A 17,296-nucleotide genomic window follows, 5' to 3' on the forward strand; every position below is an offset into this window, starting at 1 on the left:
ACGGCCCTCCGTGTGGGTGGTTCAGGCTCTCGGCGGGTGCGTGGGCGGGCGCAGGTACGGCCGGAGGCGCGCCAGTCGGACGGCCGGGTCGGGGCGCGGCGACAGCAGCCCGGCGGGGGAGCGGTCGTCCTCGGCCTTCGCCAGGGCCTGGGCGAGCTGGGGCGCGAACCCGAGCTCGGCCGCGTCCCGGTCCGCGCGCAGCTCCGTCCGCCGGATCAGGATGTTCACGGCCGGGGGTACGGCCAGCAGCAGCCACGGCAGTCCGTACAGCGACGACCGCGTCACGAAGGCGAGTTGGCCGATACCGCACACGAACAGCGCGGCGGCCGGGTAGCCGAGCGGACGCGCCACCCGCCGCGCCCCCAGGACGATCACGTCGGCGAGCCACCAGACGGCGCGTCCGGGCAGCGCGTACCAGTACCAGGGGAGGGGGGAGCGGCGTCGGCGGCGACCCGGTTCGCGTCCCAGTACCGCGGCCAGTTCGCCGCTCGACAGCCGGGTCAGCGCGGCGCTGGTGACGCCGACGACACGGCCGGGCGCGATCCTGCCGAACAGCCGGTCCGTGTCCTCGACCCAGATGTCGTCCCGGCCCGGGGACTGGCCGGCCCGCGCGAGCACCTCCCGCCATACCGGTTGCAGGCGGTGGGACTCCTCCGGCGTCGGGCGGCGGAGGCGGCCGATCCACCGGGCGGCGCGGCGCTCGGCGGCGTTCAGCAGGAAGAGCGGACCGGCCGCCAGCCATACGAGCAGACCGGCGAGGCCCGCGACACCGAAGGGCAGCGTGAGCAGGACGACGACCAGGAGGCCGCAGAGGAAGCCCGCCAGGTGCGGCAGCAGGCGGCGGGCCGCGGACTCGTCCGTTCTCCGCTGGTGCGCGGTGACGATGACGCCGGAGACCCGAAGGGCGCGGGCGGTGCGCACGGCGGGCGCGTCGATCTCGCCCGGTGCACGTGCCGGTGGCGGTGCCGGGTCGACGGTGGGCCGAGGGGCTGCCGGCAGCGGCTGGTCGGCGGCGCCCGCCGTTCCGCGCAGCGCCGGACGCTCGGCAAGGCTGAGCTGCCGGAGCTTCCGGCGCAGCTCGGCGCGGTTGACGAGTGCCGCCTCCATGCCGGAGTGCGTGAACTGCCGCTTTTTATGGACGACTTGTTCGTTCCGGCCCGCCCGCGCCAGCCCGCGTTCCACGGCCTGCGCCCAGCTCCGGGACGCGCTCGTCCCCGGCGCGTCCCGGAACGCGGGCGCGCGTCGCGACAGGACCGCGACGACGCGGCCCGCGAGGGAGTCGGCCCGCACGTCACACCCCTCCCTCGTGCGGAGCTTGCGGGGCGTGCGGGGCGTGCGGGTTGTGCGGGGCGGCGCCCGTCCCGTCCCCGAGCGGAACGGCCTGGCCCGTCGTCGCCTTGGCGGAGGGCACCCCGTTCACGGGCGGCGGCCCCGCGTCCGGCCGCTGCGCCTGCTGGACCGTCGCCGCGATGCCCTCCTTGCCGACGTGCACGACGAGCGGCACGAACATCGTGATCTTCTCCAGGACCATGGGCGCGGTCGCCCCGATCATGACCGCCAGCCAGGCCGACATGGCCATCGGGGACGTCCGGGTGACCGCCGCGGCCACCCCGCAGCCGACCGCCGCCCGCAGCAGGCCCGCGATGGCGTACGCGAGGAAGCCGGGGGCGGGGAGTCCGCCGCCCGGCCGGTCGTCGGGAGCGGGGAGGGGCTGCCGGTCGTCCCGGAGGCTGCTCGCGTCGACGTTCCACGGCAGTCTGCGCCACCGGCGCACGGCGATGATGTAGTCGAGCGCCTCCATGGCGAAGCCACCGAACGCGCCCCACAGCGCACCCTCCAGCCACCGCATATGTATGAGCTTAGGGAAACGCGGCGGTGCACGGCAGTGGCTTTCCATGACCATCGTGCCGCGCGACGACGGAGATCACCCTTTGGGGATGACGAATGTCCTGATGAGGACGGGTGGTTCGCATCTGCCGGGGCGGGTGGGGCACTCCCTAGGGTCGTCGGCATGACCCCATCAGTTCTCCCTCCCCGGACCCCGCGGCGGGCCGGGACCGCCGTCGACTTCGCTGCCGTGAACAAGAGTTACGGCGACGTCCGCGCCGTCCGGGGCCTCGATCTGGCCGTCGACCGCGGTGAGACGGTCGCCCTGCTCGGCCCCAACGGCGCCGGGAAGTCCACCACCATCGCCCTGCTGCTCGGACTGCTGGCCCCCGACGACGGGCACATCGGCCTGCTGGGCCGCACACCGCAAGAGGCGGTGCGCGCCGGGCTGGTGGGCGCGATGCCGCAGGAAGGCGGGCTGATCCCGCGCGTCACCGTCAGGGAGCTCCTCACGTTCGTCCGCGGCACCTACCCGTCTCCGATGCCGCTCGGCGAGGTCCTGGACGTCGCCCGGCTCACCGGGCTGGCCGACCGCCGCGTCGACAAGCTCTCCGGCGGACAGGCCCAACGGGTGCGCTTCGCCCTGGCGTTGTGCGGCGACCCCGAGCTGATCGTGCTGGACGAGCCGACCGCCGCCCTGGACGTCACCGCGCGCCGGGAACTGTGGCAGGCCATGGCCGCGTACGCCGCCCGCGGCAACACCCTCCTTTTCTCCACCCACTACCTGGAGGAGGCCGACGAGTACGCCCGGCGGATCGTCGTCATCTCCCGGGGCGCCGTCGTGGCCGACGGCAGCGGCGCCGAGCTGAAGCGGTGGGCCGGCGGCCGGCGGGTCAGCGTCGATCTCGACGGCCGGGAGCCGGGCGCCTTCGCGCGGGTGCCCGGCGTCACCGGCGTGGAGGTGCGCGGCGCGCGCGTCCACCTCGCCACCGACGACGCCGACCTGACCGTCACGGCCCTGGCCCAGGGCGGCGCCCTGCGCCACGTCGAGGTCACCGGCGGCGGCCTCGACGAGGCGTTCACCGCTCTGACCGGTGCCGGCACCCGTTCCGACCGTACCGACCGTACCGACCGTTCCGAGACCGGTGACACCCACACGGGGAGCGCTCTGTGATGCTGTTCGGCTATCTGCGCCTGGAACTGCGCCGTACGGTGCGCGACGGCGGTTTCCTGATCACGTCCCTCGCCGCTCCGGTGGTGATGTACCTGCTCTTCAGCCACATGGGCAGCGGTCACCCCACGCACGCGGAGCAGGTGCGCACCCTGGCCGGGATGGCGGGGTTCGGTGCCCTCGGCGCGGTGATGACCACGTCCGGCGGCATCGCCGAGGACAAGAAGGCGGGCTGGCTGCGGCAGTTGCGGCTGACCCCGCTGCCCGCCGCCACGGTGGTCGTCGGGCGCGGGGTGAGCGCGATGTTCCTGGCGCTGCCCCCGGTGCTCGCGGTCGGATCGCTGGCGGGGGTCGTCAACGGCGTCTCCCTGAGCGCCGGGGAATGGGCGGGGCTGCTCGGTGTGCTGTGGCTGGGCATCGTGCCCGTCGCCATGCTGGCCTTGGGCTGCGGCTACCTGATCGAGGGCGCCAAGGCGCACTCCGTCGGACTGGCCTCCTATCTGCTGCTCGCCGTGGTCGGCGGCCTGCTGATCGACACCCGGGACCTGCCGCACTGGCTGTCCCGCGTCTCGGGCGCGACCCCCGTCAACCGCTACAAGGAGATCGCCTCCGACCTCGCCCTCGGCCACACCCCGACCCTGACGGCCCTGGCCGTCCTGCTCGCGTGGAGCGCCGGCCTCACGGCCTTCGCCGTCCTCGGCTACCGCAGGGGCGGCGCGACGGCCTGAGGCGGGGGTCCGGGCCGTCCGCGCCGGAGGCTGGGGCCGTCGGTGTCGGCGGCCCGGAGCGTTCCCGTCGGTGGTCCGGGGCGGTCTTGTCGGTGGCTCGGGCCGTCGGTGTCGGCGGCCCGCAGCCTTCCCGCGGACGGCCCGGGCCGTCCGCGCCGGCGGCCGGGGACGTTCCCGCCGGCGGCCCGGGGCCTCCCCACCGGCGGCCGGAGGCGTTCCCTCCGGTGGCCCGGAGCACTCCCGCCGCCCGGCTACCCGTGCGCGGCCAGGAAGGGCAGGACGACGTCCGCCATCTCGTCGGGTACTTCCTCGGCGAGATCGTGCCCGGCGTCGAAGACGTGGCCGGTGACGTCGTGGGCGAACAGCCGCATCTGGGACTCGTTGCGGTCGCCGATGAAGGCCGAACCGCCGAGGGCCAGCACCGGGATGTCCAGCTTGTTCCGGGCCGCCTGCCGGTTCTGCTCGGCGTCGACGAGCATCGCCCGGTAGATCGCCAGCATCGCGCGGATTCCGCCGGGCATGGAGTAGCAGCGCACGTACTCCTCGATCGCGTCGGGGGTGGCGGTGTCGGGGTGGCTGCGCTCGTTCTTGATCATGTAGGTGATCAGTTCGCGTTCGCGTCCGGCGATGAGCATCTCGGGCACGTCCGGCTGGAAGTAGAAGCCCAGGTGCCAGAAGTGCATGCCGGCCCCGACGTTCTCGCGCGTGAGTGCCGTGTGGTCCTCGAAGCCGAACCCGGGGAACAGCGCTTCGGCGAAGACCAGGGCGCGCGCGTGAGCGCGGTGCCGGGCGGCCAGCTGGTAGCCGATCACGGCGCCCCAGTCCTCTCCGATCACGCTGTAGGTGTCGTGCCCGAGGCGGGCCATCAGCGCGGCGATGTCGTCGCTCATCGTCGCGGAGTCGTAGCCGTCCGCGGGACGGGCGGAGTCGCCGAGGCCGCGGAGGTCGGGGACGACGACGGTGTGGTGCGGCGTCAGCTTGGGGACGAGGTGCCGCCAGTGGTAGCCGGTCTTCGGTACGCCGTGCAGCAGCACGACCGCCGGGCCGGATCCGGCCGTCCGGTAGTGCAGGCTCGTCCCGTTGACGGCGGCACGGCCCGTGCGGACGGGCGCCTGGTGATGGTCGAGGATCATTCTTCCGCCTTTCCGGTCCTATCTGGATCGCCCGATACAGATTCGGGGCGTGAAAAAGTCAGTCGAGCGTGGTCAGCGCGATCTCCACGAGGGGTTCCAGGGCGCGGGCGTCCGGCGTGATCTTCGAGGAGACGAGAAGCCCGTTGAGGAACGTGACGAGGAAGGCGGCCAGGGTCTGGGCGTCGTGCCGCGGCGAGATCTCGCCGCGCTCCGCGGCGTCGCGCAGCAGGTCGGCGAGCGCGGCCTGGTTGGCGTCGAGCACGTCCCGCACGACGCGCCCGGTCGGCCGGTCCTCCGGCAGCCGCTCGACGACGGCGTTGACCAGCAGGCAGCCCCGCCCGCCGTGTCCGACCGCGATCCGGATCCGCTCGATCAGCAGCGCGCGGATCGCCGAGCGGGCGTCCGCGCCCTCCTGGAGACCGCTCAGGGCCGCCGCCGCGAAGGTGCTGCGGTAGTGCTCCAGTGCGGCCCGGTAGAGGCCGTCCTTGTCGCCGAACGCCGCGTACAGGGACCCCTGCCCGATCCCGAGGTGCCGGACGAGGTCGCGCACCGAGGTCGCCTCGTACCCGCGCGTCCAGAACAGCTCCATCGCGCGGCTCACCACCGCCTCGGTGTCGAACTCCCGGGTTCTCGCCATGGGTTCACCGTAGCGTTTCTGGATCGTGCGATCAAGAATGAGGCGGGAGCGCGACAGGCGCCGCCGGCGCCGGTGTCACGGCCGGGCCGAGCAGAGCGCCTTGTCCACGAGCCCCTCCATGTGCTTCCGCACCGCCCTCCCCGGCTGCGTGGTGACGGCGACGTTGACGGCCCGCCCGTCCTCGGTGACGCCGCCCCGCGTCTCATACCCCGTCATGCTGCCGCCGTGCCCCCAGTAGACGCCGCCGCAGGAGAGCGGAGTGCTGACCAGGCCCAGGCCGTAGCCGGCGCCTTCGGCGAAGGGGTCGCCGGCGGGGACCGTCCCGCGCATCTGCCGGAGCTGCGGTTCCGGCACGAGTCGGCCGCGCAGGAGCGCGGAGTAGAAGCGGTTGAGATCGGAGTTGGTGGACACCAGCTGCCCGGCCGCCCACGCCCAGGAGGGATCCCACTCGGTGGCGTCGACGAACGGCGCGCCCTCGGACGCCCGGTCGTAGCCCTTGGGGTGGGGCCCGCGGATGCGCAGCTCGCCGGGGGCGGGGAAGTACGTGTGGCGCAGTCCGGCGCGCCGGATGACGCGCCGCTCGATCTCCGCGGCGAGGGGGCGTCCGGTGACCTTCTCCACCAGGAGCCCGGCGACCAGGTAGTTGGTGTTGCTGTACTTCCAGCCCTTGCCGGGTTTGAAGTCGGCCTTGTGCCGGAGGGCGAGGCCGAGGAGTTCGCGCGGCTCGTAGCGACGGATCTCGTCGCTCAGGTAGTTTGCGTAGTTCGGCAGTCCGCTTCTGTGCTGGAGGAGCTGCCGGACGGTGATGCCGCCGCCGTCGATCCCGTCACCGTGGACGAGACCCGGCAGGTACGTGTCGATGTGCTCACCGAGCCGCACCTTCCCCTCCGCGACGAGCTGCATCACGACCACGGCCGTGAACGCCTTGGTGTTGCTGCCGATGCGGATCTGCCCGTCGCGCGGCACCTCGGCGCCTGTGGCCAGGTCGCCGACGCCCGCGGTGTACGTACGGGTGCGCCCCTCGCCGTCCGTGACACTGGCCAGGGCGGCGGGCATGCCGTCCGTGCGCACGAGCCCGTCGAGACCCTGCTGTACGACGTCGTGCCGGGTGGCGGAGGACGCCGCCGAGGCGGGTGGCACCGACTCCCCCGCCCCGAGTATGCCCATGGCCACCGCGAGCGCCGCCGTCACCACTCCGCGCCGCCCGGGGGGACGGGGACGGACCCGCTGTTCATTCCGCTCGCGCATGCGGCGACTCCCATGAACTCGAAAGACCGGACCACTTCGGCGGGAACGGTTCCCCGTCCGCCGGTCCCAGCATTTCCGCACCAGTCACCCGCCGGCGATCCGGCCGGCCGCCCGGCACCGGGTGGGGCTGCCCCCACACGTTGCCTGGGGCCTGCCCTACGGGCCCTGGCTGATGGTCTCCAGCAGGCGTGCGACCAGGGGATCGCGGTCGTCCTCGCGCCAGGCGACGGCCACTCGTGTGCGGGCGGTGCCGGGTTCGATCCCGCGGAAGGCGACACCTTTGAGGCGGATGCGCCGGATGCTCGCCGGGGCCAGGGAGACGCCCAGGCCGGTTTCCACGAGGGCGCACACGGTTTGCCACTCCACCGCGCGCTGGACGACCCGCGGCGTGAACCCCGCGGCGGTGCACAGGCCGACGATCTGGTCGTGCAGCCCCGGGCCGACCGCGCGGGGCAGCAGCACGAAGGGTGAGTCCGCCAACAGTCCGAGATCCAAGACCCGTTGCCGGGCCAGCGGGTGGCTGGACGGCAGCACGGCCACGAAAGCCTCGCTGAGTACCGTCCTGAAGCCGAGCCCGGTCTCGTCGGCGGGGGGTTCTCGCAGGAGGCCGATGTCGATGGACTCGTCACGCAGGGCGGCGATCTGGGGAGCGGTGGTCATCTCGTGGATGTCCAAGTGCACGTCGGGAAACCGGTGGCGGAAGGTGCGCAGCAGGCCGGGCAGGACCGTCAGCGCGAGGGAGGCGGCGAAGCCGATCCGCAGGCGGCCGGCCCGGCCACTGCCCACGGCCCGGGCCGCGGCCAGGCCGTCCACGAGGTCCGTCAGGGCCCGCCGGGCGGCGGGCAGCAGCTCACTCCCGGCCGGGGTCAGGGTGACGCGCCCGGGGGCGCGGGTGAACAGCGCGTGGCCGACCTTGTCCTCCAGCCGGCGGATCTGCTGGCTCAGCGGCGGCTGGGCGATACCCAGGCGGGCGGCCGCGTGGCCGAAGTGAAGTTCCTCCGCGAGCACGACGAAGGCGTGCAACTGCGGCAGGGGAAGTTCGGGGCGCTCCATACGCCCAGAGATATCAGACAGCACTCGCAGCCGTATTAGACGTATCGGTACCGCTCATTTAGCGTTCCGCGCATGACAGAGCGACGCGCGACCCTCAGCGGCTCCACTTTCGAGGAACAGATCGGCTATGCCCGTGCCGTGGTCGACGGCGACTGGGTGCACGTGTCCGGGACGACCGGGTTCGACTACGCCACCATGACGATCTCCGACGACGTGGTGGAGCAGGCCGAGCAGTGCCTGCGCAACATCCAGGCCGCGCTGGCCGAGGCGGAGTGCACCTTCGCCGACGTGGTGCGCGTGCGCTACCTGCTGCCCGACCGCGAGGACTTCGAACCCTGCTGGCCGGTTCTGCGCCGCTGCTTCGGCGACGTGCGGCCGGCCGCCACGATGCTCGTGTGCGGTCTCGCCGACCCGCGGATGAGGATCGAAATAGAGGTGTACGCGCGGCGGCGCGTCCCGCCCCGCGCGGCGCCGTGAGCCACAGCCTGATGGCCACCGTGGTGACGGTGGCCTGGCTCGCGGACGTCGGCCGCGTGCTGGTGAGTACGGCGGGACACCGGGTCCCCACCGGCCACTCTCCGCCCGGTCCGACCGGCCGCCCGCCCGGACCGGCGTCCGCCTGGCCGGCCGTCCGGTCCCGCGCGCCGTCCGCCGACCACCGCCGGTAACGTTCACAGGCGGCCTTCCCCCTGCGAGAACGCTCGGGTGGGTCGCGCCGCGGTGGGCCGGTGCGGAACCGGGACGACATCCTGCCGACCAGCGAGCGGCGGTCGTTGCCCGGTCGCCGGGCAGGTCCTAGTTCAGCCCGGCCATGAACTCGCTCAGCAGGCGGTTCGCCGTACCGGACTCGTAGAGCCGGGCGAACTCCGCGCGGGCGATCCGGTGGCGGAACTCGCCCTGGTACGAGGCGTCGCCCGCGTTGTGGACGAGGTCGGTCCACCAGGCCGCGAACGCCTGGTAGTTCCACACGTTGCGGAGGCACGTCGGGGAGTAGGCGTCGAGCAGGGACGTGTCGCCGTCCTCGGTCTGATGGCGGACGACGGCGTTCGCGAAGACCTCGGCGTCGTACAGGGCCAGGTTCATTCCCTTCGCGCTCATGGGAGGGACGATGTGGGCGGCGTCGCCGAGCAGGTACAGCCGGCCGTGGCTCATCGGCTCGTGCACGACGCCGCGCAGCGGCACCAGTTGGGCACTGCTGATCGGGCCCCGGGCGGCCATGGGCTCGCCGAAGCGGGTTTCGAGCTCGTCCCAGATCCGCTCCTCCGGCCACTCCGGCAGCGTGCTGTCGGGCGGGCACTGCAGGTAGAACCGGCTCGCGTGCGGGCCGCGGCCGAACTGCCCGGCGAAACCGCGCGGGTGTAGCGCCATCATGGTCTGGTGCCGGGCGGGGACCTCCGCGAGGACGGTCAGCCACGCGTAGCCGTACGCGTGGGCATGGCGGGTGAGGGTCCCGTCGGGGACGGCCGTCCTGCTCACGCCGCGGTCACCGTCACACCCGGCGACGAAATCGCAGCGGATCGCCTTCGCCGAACCGGTGCCGTCCCGGTAGCGGACGAGCGGGGACGGACCGTCGGCGATGTTCTCGAACGAGACGTCGGCGGCGCCGAAGCGGAGGTCTCCGCCGTCCTCGATGAAGACGTCGATGAGGTTCCGGACGAGGACCTGCTGCGGGCAGAAGCGCCCGCCGCCGTCGCCGTCGTCCCGTACGAGGGCGAGCGGGCGCGTCTCGCCGTCGATCCGGAAGTTCAGCACGGGTTGCAGGGGTACCCCGCCGATCACCCGGTCCGCGAGCCCCCACTCCCGGAACATGCGGGACGCCCTGGTGTCGAGGGCTCCGGCGCGCTGCCGCTGCTCGACGTACGCGCGGTCGCGCTTCTCCAGGATGACGCAGTCGATTCCCTTGCGCAGCAGGAGGTTTCCGAGGGTGAGGCCGGCGACGCCCGCTCCCACGATCACCACGGTGGTCGTCTCGGTGTCTGTGTCGGTGGTCATGCCTCCATGCTCACGAGGCGGCGTTCTGCGCGGCACCGGCATACGGACAAGGTGTTCCGGAAACCCGCCAAGGCGGGGGAGGGGAGGGCTCACCGCTCGGCGCGGCGGAGTTCCGTCCGGTACCGCCCGGGCGTCTGGCCGACGATCGCGGTGAACGCCTCTATGAAACTGGTGGGGTTGGCCCAGCCCAGCCGGGTGGCCGTGTCGATGACCGCGTCCCCTTCGGCCAGCCCGACCAGCGCGTGCTGCACCCGCAGCAGGCTCCGCCACCGTTGGAAGCTCATCCCCAACTCGGTCGCGAACAGGCGGCTCAGGGTCCGTTCGCTCGCCCCGACCGTCCGTCCCAGCTCCGCCAGCGTCGCGGGCGTCGCGGGATCGGCGTGGAGGAGGTCCGTGACCGCGCGGAGGCGGTCGTCGGACGGCTCCGGAAGGTACAGGCCTTCATCCGGTACGTCGACGAGCTCGTCGACGACCACCTCCCGGAGCCGCGCCCGCGCGTCCGGCCGCAGTTCGCGGTCACCGGTGAGGACCAGCAGGGCCTCACGCAGCAGCGGTGACGTGGTGAAGACCATGGGCCGGTCCGGCAGCGCGGCGCACAGCGCGCCGGAGATCTCCACCACCCGGACGTCCGTCCGCCCGTACGCGCGGTGGTGGTGCTCGAAGCCCGGGGGTGTCCAGGTGACGCGGTTGGGCGGGGTGACCCAGGTGCCGCGTTCCGTCGTGGTGGCGAGGACCCCCGTCGCCGGGTACAGCAACTGCCCTTCGGCGTGGCTGTGGGGCGCCACGCCGTCTCCGTGGGCGAGCAGCCCGCGCTTGTCCGGGGCCGGATGGTCGAGGTCGGGCTTCCGGTGGATGCGAGGCACGGGTGACGAGCGTACCGACCGGAGTTCGCGCGTCAGGGACGGGATCCGTCAGCCGACGACCCGCTGGCCGTCGAAAATGCCGCCGACGCAGACTTTCAGGCTCGGCGAGATCACGCGGACCTCCCCGCCGCCGAGCATGCACTGGTTGCCCGTGACGGTCGTGGGCGCGGCCACGGCCGTGCCCGCGAGTCCCGCCAGCGAGGCGGTGAGGAGAGCCGCGAAGACGGCGGCGGTGATACGGCGCATGTCGACTCCTTGTAGCCGGGGAGCGAGGTGGACTCGGCTCCTGGATGCTCGTGAGGTCGTTGTCCCGCTCTCACGCCTCCCGGTCCATAGCTGTTGACGGACCACCCTCGTGTGAGTGACCGCATTCGCTCGGTCGGGGGCTGCCGTCCGCGCCTGTTCCGCATCGGCCCGGGGAGGTCAACCCGTGGGCCAACACGAGGTGACAGCCAACCAATCGGCGGGCTGATGCCGCCCGCCCGCCCTCGTGCCAGCATGCCGCGCATGGACACCACGCCGACCACACGCCGTACCGGGCCGACCCGCCGCCGCATGCTCGGCGCCGCCCTCGCCCTGGGCGTGGGCGCCGTGGCACCGCTGGGCCTTGCCCACACCGCCCCGGCCGCTCCCGCCTCCGCCGGCACCGTTCCCTCCGGCGGCACCGGTTCCCCAGCGCGGCTCACCCTGCCCGCTCCCACCGGCCCCTTCCCGGTGGGCATGGTGCCGCTGCACCTGCGCGACGAGTCCAGGCTCGACCCGAACGCCAGACCTGGACGGTTCCGCGAGCTGATGGCCACCGTCTGGTACCCGGCCCGGGCCGCGGACGCCGACGCATACCCGCTCGCCCCCTGGTTGACCGAGGGCGCCCTGAAAGCCTTCCTCGACGCCGTCGGCTTTCCGCTCCCTCCCGCGCTCGCCCCGCTCACCGCCGGCCACCGGAGCGCGCCCGTCCACCGGACCGGCCGGCCGCTGCCCGTCGTCCTGTACTCACACGGCGCGGGCAGCCACCGCGCCGACCACACCATCGTGGTCCAGGAGTTGGCCAGCCACGGCTTCGCCGTCGTCGCCGTCGACCACACCCACGACGGCATCACCGAGTTCCCGGACGGGACCGTCGTCACCCGGGACGCCCCCGCCCCGGGGCTGTACCCCAAGGACTACGCCGCCGACCTGCTCTTCCTGCTCGAACGCGTCGTCGACCTCGCCAACGGACGCAACCCCGACGCCGACGGCCGCGCCCTGCCCGCCGGCCTGCTCGGCGGTCTGGACGCGCGGAACATCGGTGCCTTCGGCTGGTCCAAGGGCGGAACCGCCACCGCCCTCGCCATGGTCGCCGACCGGCGCCTCCGCGCCGGCCTCGCCATGGACGGCCCGATGGAGTCGAACCCCGCCCTCACCACCGACATCGACCGGCCGTTCATGATGATGACCGCCGCCTATACCCGGGCCGCCAGTCCGTACGTCGAGACCTTCTGGCGCCACCTGCGCGGGTGGCGCCTCGACGTCCAGGCCACCGGCGCCGTACACGCCTCGTACGGCGACGACATGACGCTGGTCCCCCAGGCGGGCAGGCTGCTGGGCATGACCGAGCAGCAGATACAGGCCAAGGTCGGCACCCTCGACCCCGACCGCGGCGTCCTCATCCAACAGACCTATCCGCGCGCCTTCTTCGACCGCCACCTGAGCGACCGGCACCGCGGCCACCTGCTCGACGGACCGGCGAGGGCCTTCCCGGAGGTCGTGTACCACCCGTAGGGCCGGTACAGCGGTGGGCCGCCGCGCTCACGACGCGCACGGCCGGCCCCATGGCCGCCCGCACGACCTGTCCGACGGGTCGGCGGGCGGGTGTCACCTTAGGGTCGCTTTGGTCATTCTTGTGCCGCCGTGTCGCGGAATAGGAGTGTTCGTTACTCCCGGTATGACCTCTCGCATGCTCGCGCGTACCGCTCTCATGGCTTCCGTACTGGCCGCCGCCGCTCAGGCCGCCACCGGCGCCGCCCAGGCCGGCGGGCTGGGCGGCGGCCTTCTCTCCCCCGCCATCGGCAACGGGTGCGCCAACCGCGCCGGTGCCGCGGCGCGCGGCTCTGCCCACGCCCTCAGCAGTGCCGCCGGCGGTAACCACGTCGCGGTGCCCGGGGCGGTCCCCACGAACCAGTGCGGCGGCGCCGACGTGCCGATCCCGATCGGCGGCATGAAGGGAGGCGGGGATGCCTGCCTCCTCCATCAGTTTTCTTCCGGCACCGACGCCCTGTCCGGTTCCGTGCTGAACGAGGCGGCCGGCAGCGCCCCTGTCGACGTTGTCGTGCAGGCGATCAACGTGTTCACCAACGGCGGGTGCTGACTCCTCGGACGGGCCCTAGTGGGCCCGACGGAGGTGGCGGCCCATCTCCGCCGTCAGCTCCACCGCCGTCTCCCGGTCACCCGCCCGCCAGGCGCGGTAGTACCGCTCCTTGATCCGCCTGCACTCCGCGCACCCTCCTTCCGGCCGGTAGCCGGCTCCGGCCTCCCGCTCGCTCACCGCAGGCCGTCCCGGCGGCGGCTCCGCGCGTTCGTGGCCGCGACGCGCGGGCTCAGCGTCTCCGGCCGCGTCGCCCTGTACGCACGCAGCACGGCGGCCAGCGTCCGCGCCTCCTCACCGCCGAGCGGGTCGAGGATCGAGACGAACACCCGGCCGTTCAGGGGCGGTTCCGGGATGACGCGCACGTCCAGCCCGTACGACGCGAGCGCGTCGTGCAGCTCGGCCGCCACGCGGGCGGCGGTCTCCCGGAGGGCGGGGAGGTCGGGGAGGTGGGGGGTGGCGTCGGGGCAGCGGTGGTCACTGGGCATGGGGGTACTCCGTGGGGTGGGGTTGCCGTGATTCCGTTCTCAGCTTCGCGCAGTGGCGCTACGCTCACCAGCGGTAACGTTTTCAGCATCGCTACGCGTAAACGGACGGCAGCCGTGCCCCCACCGAAGCAGCTTGACCCCTTTAGGTCCCTGCCCGCCCTGTACGGCTCAAAGTTGAGAAGACTTCGCCGGAGAGCCGGGTGGACCCAGAGGCAGCTGGGGGGCAGAGTCCCCATCGCCCATAGCCGCATTGCCCAGTTCGAGCTCGGCAAGGAGGTCCCGAGCAAGAAGGTCTCGGACCGACTGGATGAGCTGCTGGGGGCCGACGGCGACCTGATCGAGCTCAGGGAGTACATCGAGAGAGCACCCGTCCCCGACTGGTTCCGGAAGTATCTGGAGTACGAGGCGAAGGCCATCGCCATGCACAAGTACCTGGCGCACAGCATCCCCGGACTCTTGCAGACCGAGGCGTACGCCAGGGAGTTGATGGGACGAGGACAGCCCTGGCTGTCCAAGGGCGAGCTCGACGCGAAGGTCGCGGCGCGGCTGGGCCGCCAGAAAATTCTCCGCCGGGCGGACCCGCCTCTGCTGTGGGTGGTGTTGGACGAGGCGGTTGTTCGGCGTCCTGTCGGTGGCCCCGCCGTCATGCGTGACCAACTACTCCATGTCCTGGACGCAGCGAAGGCGCCCAGTGTCGAAGTGCAGATTCTGCCCTTCTCGGCGGGTTGCCACTCGGCCATGGGCGGATCGTTGACCTTGCTGTCTTTCAGGAACGCTCCCCGCATGGCTTACCTCGAAGGCGGCTTGCAAGGCCAGCTCGTGAGAGATGGGATGACGGTGGCGCGGCATTCCCACCGCTACGACCTGGTCCGTGCCGCGGCGCTGCCCATCGGTCCGTCGATCGCCATGATCGAGCGAATTGTGGAGGAGTACGACGCATGCACGAGCTGATCCATGCGGAGTGGTGCAAAAGCAGTTACAGCGACGGTGAAGGTGATTGCATCGAAGCGTCGGACGACATACCTGGCCTTGTCTCGATAAGAGACAGCAAGTACCCGTACTCCTCCCGCCTCCATTTCCCCACCACCACCTGGCGCGCCTTCACCCAGGCGCTCCGCTCCGAAGCGCTGCCGCGCCCCGGAGCGGAGGCGCCCCTCACGCCCGTACGTGGATGAGCGTCGACGGAGACGTCTGGTCGCCGATGCGGAAGGTCAGTGTCAGGTCCTCCGGGACGGGTGCGTTCGGTAGAGCCTTGATCGCGACCCAGGCGGCGGACACCGCGCCCTTGCCGTGGAGGGCGAGGTAGACGCCCTCGAAGGTGAGGGTCTGCCCGTCGGGCTGGAGGGTGCCCGTGTAGGTCGTGGTGGCGAGGCGGGCGTCCATGATGGTGAGTTGGTAGCCGCCTTCGGGGACGAAGGCGAGGCCCGGGCAGGAGGGGAGGGTCACCCGGACCTTCTGCGGCGGGATGGCCTGGTCGGAGTCGGCGCGTACCTCGACGCCCGGGTAGCGGGTCTCGCCGGCGTGGGTCACCGTGACGGGAGTGCCGCCGGGGGAGACGGTGAAGCGGGAGGCGGCGGCGCCGACCCGCAGGTCGATCTGGCCGACGAGATCCGCACCGCGCAGTTGGGCGGTGATCTGCATCGGGCCTTCCTGGGGTCCGGCCTGGAGCGTGCCGGCGGGGATGGCGAGCCAGCCGCCCGCGTCCGTCTTGGCGGAGTACGTCAGCGGGGCCTGGCCGCCGTAGGAGAAGTGGGAGCCGGTGGAGTGGGGTTCCAGGCGGAGGGTGACGTCCTGGCCGGAGAGGGGCTGGTTGGTCTCGTCGAGGAAGCGGACGCGGAAGGCGCCGAAGGGGGTGTCCTTGGGGGCGGAGAGGGGGTGTTCGGCGGAGCTCTCCGGTTCGGTGCCGGCGATGCGGTAGTCGTGGGCGGGCGCGGAGAGGCGTACGGTGACGCAGGCGAGCATGGTGCCCGTCCAGTAGCCGTCGGCGGTCTCGTCCGTGAAGGCGAGGTACGCGTCGGGGGACTGGGCGACGAAGGACTTGCGGTACTGCTTCCACTGCCGGCGCCAGCTGCCGCCGGGGATGGGGTCGTTGCGCGCCTGTGGGACGGCGATGTAGTCGCTGTCGAGCGACTTGCCGCCCTCGCGGAGCCTGCCGTCCGTGACGCTGTAGTGCATCGACGTGTAGTGCGGCGGCTCGTTGTACCAGGGGGAGCTGGCCCAGAAGGTGACGTCGTACTGGGCGCCGGGAGCCAGGCCGGTGAGGTGCTGGCCGACGAAGCCGTGGCGGGAGTTGCCGCGGCCGACCAGGTCGATGGAGTTGCTGCCGTCGACCTCGCCGGCGGCGTCGCTCTGGGCGAAGGAGTACTCGTGGCTGTCGATGTCGATGTAGTCGCCGGGGTTGGCGCCGGGCTGGCCGTTGCTGTTTCCGCTGGCGCCGTAGTCCCAGTAGACGAGGCGGACGTTGTCGCCGCCGACGGCCACGGCCTGACTGTAGCCGCATTCGGTGGCGTTGAAGCGGGGGCCGGCCTGGAAGCCGCCGTCCTTGACCAGGTTGGGGTTCCGGCCTGCGGCGGGTGCGACGGGCGGGGCGGCGGGGTCGCCGTTCGGGGCAGGGGTGTTCGACGGCATGGGGATCCTCCTTCGCTGGAGCGTGTGGACGGTGTCCGGCGCGCTGCTTCCGGCTATCTCGCGGAGAGCGGGAGGGGCGCGGGCGGCGCGCCCGCGACGTGGAAGGAGCGCCGGCGCCGGGCGTCGTACAGCGACTCGACCGCCTCGCACCAGAGGTCGAGGTCGGGGGTGGCGCTCAGTTCGTCGGAACGGGCCTTGGCGCGGCGGGAGGCGCGTTCCCAGTTCGCCGGGTCCTTGAGCGAACTCAGCGCGTGCAGCCAGGCGTTGAGGTCGTCGCGGTAGGCGAAGATCCCCGCGTCGCCGAGGGATTCGACGAGGCCGGGCGTCGGATGGGCGATCACCGGAATGCCGGAGGCCATCGCCTCGACGGCGACGCGCCCCCAGGATTCGTAGAGGCTCGGCATCAGGATGACGCGGGAACGGCTGTAGACGTGTTCGCGCATGTCGTTCCCGGGCACACCGTCGGCGACCTCGCAGTTGCGGAGGCGGGTCGGGGGCAGGATCTGCGTTCCATAGGAACCCTTGACGCCGAGAAACCGCCAGTCGGGGGTCCAGGCGGCGATCTGCCAGAAGATGTCGCCGCCTTTGTCCGGGTTGAGGTTGACGAGGGTGACGTGGTCGCCGGGTTCGGTGCGGTAGTCCTCCGCGATGACCGGAGGGCGGACGACGATCGTGCGGCCGGGCAGGAATTCGGCGGGATAGCGGGCGTAGTGGATCTCGCCGTCCCGCCGGATCCACTCGCTGTTGTAGACGACGAGGTCGGCCCCGGCCGCGTTGTGGTAACTGGTGGCGAAATTGTCGTGGCAGATCACGACCACGGGTATCTGCCGGGCGCGGGCGAGTCCGGAGATGAGCGGAACGTTCTCGAAATGGGAGAGGAGGACGTCCGCGCTCTGTGCCTCGGTGGCGAAGTCGGAGCCCTCCTGGAAAGGGACGACCCGTACTCCGTCGATCTCGTAGCTCTCCGCGATGGTTCCGGGGTGCGAAAGCCAGACCGTCACACGGTGACCGCGTTCGGCCAGGGGCCGGAGCATCGAGTGCAGCATCCATTCGGATCCGGCGTTGTGGGCCGGGGGATATCCGTACACCCGGGCCGTGACGGACATGCTGCGTGGTTTCTTGGGGAGGACGGGCCTGGGCGGGCGGGTGGCCGTCACCGGGTCCACGGGCTGGTGCTCCTTCCGTAC

21 protein-coding genes are annotated in these 17,296 nt (G+C 72.2%); 8 read left to right on the forward strand and 13 right to left on the reverse strand.

The window, feature by feature from the left end:
- Positions 1–21 precede the first annotated feature (21 nt).
- Both K7I03_RS25560 and K7I03_RS25565 read right to left on the reverse strand, forming a co-directional pair.
- On the reverse strand, positions 22–1,290 hold the full coding sequence (locus K7I03_RS25560) for a M48 family metalloprotease (protein ID WP_185943763.1): 1,269 nt from the start codon (positions 1,288–1,290) through the stop codon (positions 22–24).
- 1 nt (position 1,291) lies between these two features.
- Positions 1,292–1,849, reverse strand: coding sequence for a hypothetical protein (locus K7I03_RS25565; RefSeq protein WP_185943764.1), 558 nt, complete (start codon positions 1,847–1,849; stop codon positions 1,292–1,294).
- 162 nt (positions 1,850–2,011) lie between these two features.
- Here K7I03_RS25565 and K7I03_RS25570 point away from each other — a divergent pair, with 162 nt between their 5' ends.
- Complete coding sequence (locus K7I03_RS25570; RefSeq protein WP_224347211.1) at positions 2,012–3,001, forward strand: ABC transporter ATP-binding protein; 990 nt, start codon at positions 2,012–2,014, stop codon at positions 2,999–3,001.
- Complete coding sequence (locus K7I03_RS25575) at positions 3,001–3,726, forward strand: ABC transporter permease (RefSeq protein ID WP_224347613.1); 726 nt, start codon at positions 3,001–3,003, stop codon at positions 3,724–3,726. The genes K7I03_RS25570 and K7I03_RS25575 overlap by 1 nt, the downstream gene beginning before the upstream one ends.
- Before the next feature lie 251 nt (positions 3,727–3,977).
- Here K7I03_RS25575 and K7I03_RS25580 read toward each other — a convergent pair whose 3' ends face one another.
- The 4 genes from K7I03_RS25580 to K7I03_RS25595 form a co-directional block, all read right to left on the reverse strand.
- The gene (locus K7I03_RS25580; protein WP_185943766.1) at positions 3,978–4,859 is read right to left on the reverse strand and encodes an alpha/beta fold hydrolase; all 882 of its coding nucleotides are present in this window, start codon (positions 4,857–4,859) and stop codon (positions 3,978–3,980) included.
- Positions 4,860–4,917: 58 nt separating this feature from the next.
- Complete coding sequence (locus K7I03_RS25585; RefSeq protein WP_185943767.1) at positions 4,918–5,496, reverse strand: TetR/AcrR family transcriptional regulator; 579 nt, start codon at positions 5,494–5,496, stop codon at positions 4,918–4,920.
- Between the two features lie 75 nt (positions 5,497–5,571).
- Positions 5,572–6,744, reverse strand: a complete 1,173-nt coding sequence (locus tag K7I03_RS25590; RefSeq protein ID WP_185943768.1) for a serine hydrolase domain-containing protein — start codon at positions 6,742–6,744, stop codon at positions 5,572–5,574.
- A gap of 156 nt (positions 6,745–6,900) precedes the next feature.
- Complete coding sequence (locus tag K7I03_RS25595) at positions 6,901–7,797, reverse strand: LysR family transcriptional regulator (RefSeq protein ID WP_185943769.1); 897 nt, start codon at positions 7,795–7,797, stop codon at positions 6,901–6,903.
- 72 nt (positions 7,798–7,869) lie between these two features.
- On the opposite strand from K7I03_RS25595, the gene K7I03_RS25600 reads away from it, so the two are divergent.
- Positions 7,870–8,274, forward strand: a complete 405-nt coding sequence (locus tag K7I03_RS25600; protein WP_185943770.1) for a RidA family protein — start codon at positions 7,870–7,872, stop codon at positions 8,272–8,274.
- Positions 8,271–8,465, forward strand: coding sequence for a hypothetical protein (locus tag K7I03_RS25605; RefSeq protein ID WP_185943771.1), 195 nt, complete (start codon positions 8,271–8,273; stop codon positions 8,463–8,465). Before K7I03_RS25600 ends, K7I03_RS25605 begins: the two co-directional genes overlap by 4 nt.
- Before the next feature lie 127 nt (positions 8,466–8,592).
- On the opposite strand, the gene K7I03_RS25610 is transcribed toward K7I03_RS25605, so the two are convergent.
- The 3 genes from K7I03_RS25610 to K7I03_RS25620 all read right to left on the reverse strand — a co-directional run bounded on the left by K7I03_RS25610 (position 8,593) and on the right by K7I03_RS25620 (position 10,898).
- Positions 8,593–9,789, reverse strand: a complete 1,197-nt coding sequence (locus tag K7I03_RS25610; RefSeq protein ID WP_185943772.1) for a 4-hydroxybenzoate 3-monooxygenase — start codon at positions 9,787–9,789, stop codon at positions 8,593–8,595.
- A gap of 89 nt (positions 9,790–9,878) precedes the next feature.
- Positions 9,879–10,652 carry an AraC family transcriptional regulator gene (locus K7I03_RS25615; protein WP_185943773.1) on the reverse strand — a complete coding sequence of 258 codons (774 nt, stop codon included), beginning with the start codon at positions 10,650–10,652 and terminating at the stop codon, positions 9,879–9,881.
- 48 nt (positions 10,653–10,700) lie between these two features.
- Positions 10,701–10,898, reverse strand: a complete 198-nt coding sequence (locus K7I03_RS25620) for a hypothetical protein (protein ID WP_185943774.1) — start codon at positions 10,896–10,898, stop codon at positions 10,701–10,703.
- Positions 10,899–11,159: 261 nt separating this feature from the next.
- Between K7I03_RS25620 and K7I03_RS25625 the strand changes: the two genes are divergently transcribed.
- Entirely contained in the window at positions 11,160–12,410 is a 1,251-nt protein-coding gene (locus K7I03_RS25625; RefSeq protein ID WP_185943775.1) for an alpha/beta hydrolase family protein, read from the forward strand.
- Positions 12,411–12,585: 175 nt separating this feature from the next.
- Positions 12,586–12,996: a hypothetical protein gene (locus K7I03_RS25630; protein ID WP_185943776.1), complete on the forward strand. Its 411-nt coding sequence runs from the start codon at positions 12,586–12,588 to the stop codon at positions 12,994–12,996.
- 15 nt (positions 12,997–13,011) lie between these two features.
- On the opposite strand, the gene K7I03_RS25635 is transcribed toward K7I03_RS25630, so the two are convergent.
- Both K7I03_RS25635 and K7I03_RS25640 read right to left on the reverse strand, forming a co-directional pair.
- Positions 13,012–13,173 carry a hypothetical protein gene (locus K7I03_RS25635; protein WP_185943777.1) on the reverse strand — a complete coding sequence of 54 codons (162 nt, stop codon included), beginning with the start codon at positions 13,171–13,173 and terminating at the stop codon, positions 13,012–13,014.
- Positions 13,170–13,481 carry a hypothetical protein gene (locus tag K7I03_RS25640; RefSeq protein WP_185943778.1) on the reverse strand — a complete coding sequence of 104 codons (312 nt, stop codon included), beginning with the start codon at positions 13,479–13,481 and terminating at the stop codon, positions 13,170–13,172. The genes K7I03_RS25635 and K7I03_RS25640 overlap by 4 nt, the downstream gene beginning before the upstream one ends.
- Before the next feature lie 114 nt (positions 13,482–13,595).
- Between K7I03_RS25640 and K7I03_RS25645 the strand changes: the two genes are divergently transcribed.
- Together K7I03_RS25645 and K7I03_RS25650 are read left to right on the forward strand one after the other, a co-directional pair.
- Complete coding sequence (locus K7I03_RS25645; protein WP_185943779.1) at positions 13,596–14,432, forward strand: helix-turn-helix domain-containing protein; 837 nt, start codon at positions 13,596–13,598, stop codon at positions 14,430–14,432.
- On the forward strand, positions 14,420–14,656 hold the full coding sequence (locus K7I03_RS25650; RefSeq protein ID WP_185943780.1) for a DUF397 domain-containing protein: 237 nt from the start codon (positions 14,420–14,422) through the stop codon (positions 14,654–14,656). The genes K7I03_RS25645 and K7I03_RS25650 overlap by 13 nt, the downstream gene beginning before the upstream one ends.
- On the opposite strand, the gene K7I03_RS25655 is transcribed toward K7I03_RS25650, so the two are convergent.
- Positions 14,637–16,109 (reverse strand): hypothetical protein, encoded by a 1,473-nt coding sequence (locus K7I03_RS25655; protein WP_185943781.1) that lies wholly within the window; start codon positions 16,107–16,109, stop codon positions 14,637–14,639. The two genes, K7I03_RS25650 and K7I03_RS25655, sit on opposite strands and share 20 nt — an antisense overlap.
- 53 nt (positions 16,110–16,162) lie before the next feature.
- Positions 16,163–17,215 carry a glycosyltransferase family 4 protein gene (locus K7I03_RS25660; RefSeq protein ID WP_185943810.1) on the reverse strand — a complete coding sequence of 351 codons (1,053 nt, stop codon included), beginning with the start codon at positions 17,213–17,215 and terminating at the stop codon, positions 16,163–16,165.
- Between the last annotated feature and the right edge of the window lie 81 nt (positions 17,216–17,296).

Origin of the sequence: Streptomyces mobaraensis (assembly GCF_020099395.1) — a bacterium.
Classification (GTDB): domain Bacteria; phylum Actinomycetota; class Actinomycetes; order Streptomycetales; family Streptomycetaceae; genus Streptomyces.

Coding starts and splice junctions, on each gene's coding strand:
- K7I03_RS25575 (WP_224347613.1), top strand. CDS start 3,001: ATGCTGTTCGGCTATCTGCGCCTGGAACTGCGCCGTACGGTGCGCGAC.
- K7I03_RS25630 (WP_185943776.1), top strand. CDS start 12,586: ATGCTCGCGCGTACCGCTCTCATGGCTTCCGTACTGGCCGCCGCCGCT.
- K7I03_RS25610 (WP_185943772.1), bottom strand. CDS start 9,789: ATGACCACCGACACAGACACCGAGACGACCACCGTGGTGATCGTGGGA.
- K7I03_RS25650 (WP_185943780.1), top strand. CDS start 14,420: ATGCACGAGCTGATCCATGCGGAGTGGTGCAAAAGCAGTTACAGCGAC.
- K7I03_RS25580 (WP_185943766.1), bottom strand. CDS start 4,859: ATGATCCTCGACCATCACCAGGCGCCCGTCCGCACGGGCCGTGCCGCC.
- K7I03_RS25595 (WP_185943769.1), bottom strand. CDS start 7,797: ATGGAGCGCCCCGAACTTCCCCTGCCGCAGTTGCACGCCTTCGTCGTG.
- K7I03_RS25565 (WP_185943764.1), bottom strand. CDS start 1,849: ATGCGGTGGCTGGAGGGTGCGCTGTGGGGCGCGTTCGGTGGCTTCGCC.
- K7I03_RS25600 (WP_185943770.1), top strand. CDS start 7,870: ATGACAGAGCGACGCGCGACCCTCAGCGGCTCCACTTTCGAGGAACAG.
- K7I03_RS25585 (WP_185943767.1), bottom strand. CDS start 5,496: ATGGCGAGAACCCGGGAGTTCGACACCGAGGCGGTGGTGAGCCGCGCG.
- K7I03_RS25655 (WP_185943781.1), bottom strand. CDS start 16,109: ATGCCGTCGAACACCCCTGCCCCGAACGGCGACCCCGCCGCCCCGCCC.
- K7I03_RS25660 (WP_185943810.1), bottom strand. CDS start 17,215: ATGTCCGTCACGGCCCGGGTGTACGGATATCCCCCGGCCCACAACGCC.
- K7I03_RS25570 (WP_224347211.1), top strand. CDS start 2,012: ATGACCCCATCAGTTCTCCCTCCCCGGACCCCGCGGCGGGCCGGGACC.
- K7I03_RS25640 (WP_185943778.1), bottom strand. CDS start 13,481: ATGCCCAGTGACCACCGCTGCCCCGACGCCACCCCCCACCTCCCCGAC.
- K7I03_RS25625 (WP_185943775.1), top strand. CDS start 11,160: ATGGACACCACGCCGACCACACGCCGTACCGGGCCGACCCGCCGCCGC.
- K7I03_RS25620 (WP_185943774.1), bottom strand. CDS start 10,898: ATGCGCCGTATCACCGCCGCCGTCTTCGCGGCTCTCCTCACCGCCTCG.
- K7I03_RS25590 (WP_185943768.1), bottom strand. CDS start 6,744: ATGCGCGAGCGGAATGAACAGCGGGTCCGTCCCCGTCCCCCCGGGCGG.